The sequence below is a fragment of the Actinomadura keratinilytica genome (assembly GCF_039539665.1).
GTDB lineage: Bacteria > Actinomycetota > Actinomycetes > Streptosporangiales > Streptosporangiaceae > Spirillospora > Spirillospora keratinilytica.
This window is the reverse complement of sequence record NZ_BAABDO010000236.1, coordinates 1-2,776: the sequence shown is the minus strand read 5'-3', so window position 1 is coordinate 2,776 and position 2,776 is coordinate 1. Positions and strand designations below refer to the sequence as shown.

Here is a 2,776-nt window from a genome sequence, read left to right as displayed (position 1 = left end):
TGACTCCTCACACCCTTGCAGGTATCAGAGCCTCCAACCAACTCGGGGAGGTCCAACGGCGGCAGGTAGTAGGTGTGATTGGCACGCGCGTGCAGCAGACGAGCGTCAGCGAAATCGAGACCGGCGGCCCGGCAGGCCGAAGCCAGGGGAGGTTGGACCACAGCGACGATCGTGCCCGACCGGACGACGACTCATACCCGTATGCCCGTAAGAGACCATCCCTGCGTGCGCGGGACCAAGGGCGCAACGTGATCCAAATAGTCCGTGATCGCCGGACTATCCCCGCGTGCGCGGGGCCGACCGCCCGGCAATAGATCAGAAGTCGCCCATCATCGGAACATCCCCGCGTGCGCGGGGCCGACGACATGGCACGTCGTCCCCACGACGTACGTGCGGGAACATCCCCGCGTGCGCGGGGCCGACCAGCGCACCGTCCCCAGTGGCGGGACGCTCCGGGGAACATCCCCGCGTGCGCGGGGCCGACGCGACCATGAGCCTGCGCGGCCCGTTGCCCTGGGGAACATCCCCGCGTGCGCGGGGCCGACTCAGCGACGCTGCCTTCACCGGGAATGAAGGCGGGAACATCCCCGCGTGCGCGGGGCCGACGGTTCGCGCACAGAGGTCTGGTCGGTCTGGTCAGGAACATCCCCGCGTGCGCGGGGCCGACTCCTCGTATCCGGCGGGCAGCGGTGCCAGCAGCGGAACATCCCCGCGTGCGCGGGGCCGACCCGGCGGGGACGGTGGTCCACGTCCCACCGCCGGGAACATCCCCGCGTGCGCGGGGCCGACGCTCCGGCGTCCGTCGTGTCGGTCGTCGAGTCGGGAACATCCCCGCGTGCGCGGGGCCGACATCGACGGCGTGTACGTCGGGACAGTCCTTCGCGGAACATCCCCGCGTGCGCGGGGCCGACATCCTCGTGCAGTCCAAGGTCACCGGGGGGGCGGGAACATCCCCGCGTGCGCGGGGCCGACACCCGCCGCAGCCGCGCCGGCCTGGACAGCGCGGGAACATCCCCGCGTGCGCGGGGCCGACACTTGCTGACCTGGGAGTCTATGGCAACGAGACCCGGTTTTCATTTAGTTGGATTTGCAAACCCTCGACCCGGGGCTGCCTCACAGGCACACCACGTCGAAGTTCTGGCGGCATGGGGCGGCGATGGACACGCCCCGCGAGCCGTACTGATGCGACCCGCACCCCGCCGCGACATCGACAGGGACGGGCGCCGCCACCTCGGGATTCTGGAGCATAGCGTATGCGCCGACAGCGGGATCCGGCCCCGCGTCTCTGCCCGGCCCGCTCGCCTCTGTGGGGGTTCCTGTCGGTGTTCCAACCAGCGGAGATCCCGACTATCTGGCGGCGTGGAAGCGGCTGATGTCGTTGGCCGTCACCGGCGAGGAGGCTCGGCGGTTCATCGCCGGAGTCCGCGAAGCGCTTGACGCTTAAAGCCGCGCGGGCGAGGGTCCGACACGGGGTCGGCGAGCACGTGTCAGGCTCGGTGTCGGAGCGGAGGACCGTGATGCCGCTCGATCTGGTCGGTGAGGATCCCGACTCGCCCGAGGGATGTGGCCCCGCCGTGTACGTCGATCCCGACAGCGGGGACTTCTACTTCCAGGGACTGCTCGTCACCGATCCGTTGGTGCTCGCGAAGATCGGCAGGCACGGCCCCCTGCACGCCGACGAGGCCGTCGTGCGGCTTCCGGCTCGTATGGCGTCGAGCATCGCCGAGGCGGCCGCCTGCACCTACGAGCCCGGGCGTCTCGGGCACGGTCCGGCTGACAGCACCGAGGTGCTCAAGGTCGCCAAGCACAGCACGCTGCACCTGGAGATACGCGACGCCTGCGCCCCGTCTCATCCCACCTACCAGGAGTTTGCGGATCGTGCAGGACGCGGTGGGACGCGGGGTGACGATCCGCCGCGCCCGCGTGATCTCCGTGCCGCCGTCGGACTACATCCGGTGGGAGCACATGCTCACGTCCCAGAACGTCGAGGCCGGGGAGGACGTGCGGTGGCTGCCGCGTGACCGGGCCTGGGACCTGATGCTGCCCGGCGCGGACTTCTGGCTGTTCGGCAACAAGCTGGTGATGTTCAACTTCTGCGAGGGGGACGGGACCGAGATCCCCGAGGAGAAGAGCAGCAACGACCCGGCCGTGGTCGCGCGCTGCCCGGCCGCGTTCGAGCAGGTGTGGGAGCGGGCGATCCCGCACGACCAGTTCCGACTTCCCTAGCCGCGCCTGCTCCAACGGCCTCACCCTCCGGCGCCAGGCGGCGGGGTCGGGGCCAAAATCCGCCAAACCTCTTCCCGGCGGCGGTCCGGGCGCGCGAAGGTCTTGGGCGACACCACACGTCGCCTTGAGGGAGCGCTCTTGGCCGCCTTCTCGCCGCAACCGGCCGTCAGCAGCACTGCGGTGTTCTTGCGTACCCGACCAGGTGCCCCGGTCGGTCGTCACCGAACGCGCTTCTTTCGTGGTCAGCCTTGGGGCGTGTCAGGCTTCCCACCGGACAGGGGCCTGCCCGACCAGGCAGGCTGACAGACCGGGGTCGGCCTTTTCGAGTGAGCAGCTGAACGGCATCGATGAACGGGGGACAACACGTGATTCACGCAGTGGACATGGACGGAGACTCTGGGCGGGCGGCGCGGTTGCGTGACGAGCTGGTCGACACGCTTCTGTCCAACGGGCAGATCGTCTCGCCCGCGGTGGAGAAGGCGTTCCGCACGGTTGCGCGTGAGGCGTTCGTGCCCGGTGACACTCCTCTCGACGTGGTGTACAGCGTGGA

The 2,776-nt window shown here is 69.6% G+C and carries 1 protein-coding gene and 1 CRISPR repeat array; the gene reads left to right on the top strand.

Going from position 1 to position 2,776, the window contains the following annotated elements:
• Positions 1-273: 273 nt before the first annotated feature.
• A CRISPR array of direct repeats spans positions 274-1,033; the repeat unit is 28 nt; unit sequence GGAACATCCCCGCGTGCGCGGGGCCGAC.
• An 845-nt stretch (positions 1,034-1,878) separates the two neighbouring features.
• Positions 1,879-2,226 carry a DUF6879 family protein gene (locus tag ABD879_RS32375; protein ID WP_345025595.1) on the top strand — a complete coding sequence of 116 codons (348 nt, stop codon included), beginning with the start codon at positions 1,879-1,881 and terminating at the stop codon, positions 2,224-2,226.
• Positions 2,227-2,776 lie beyond the last annotated feature (550 nt).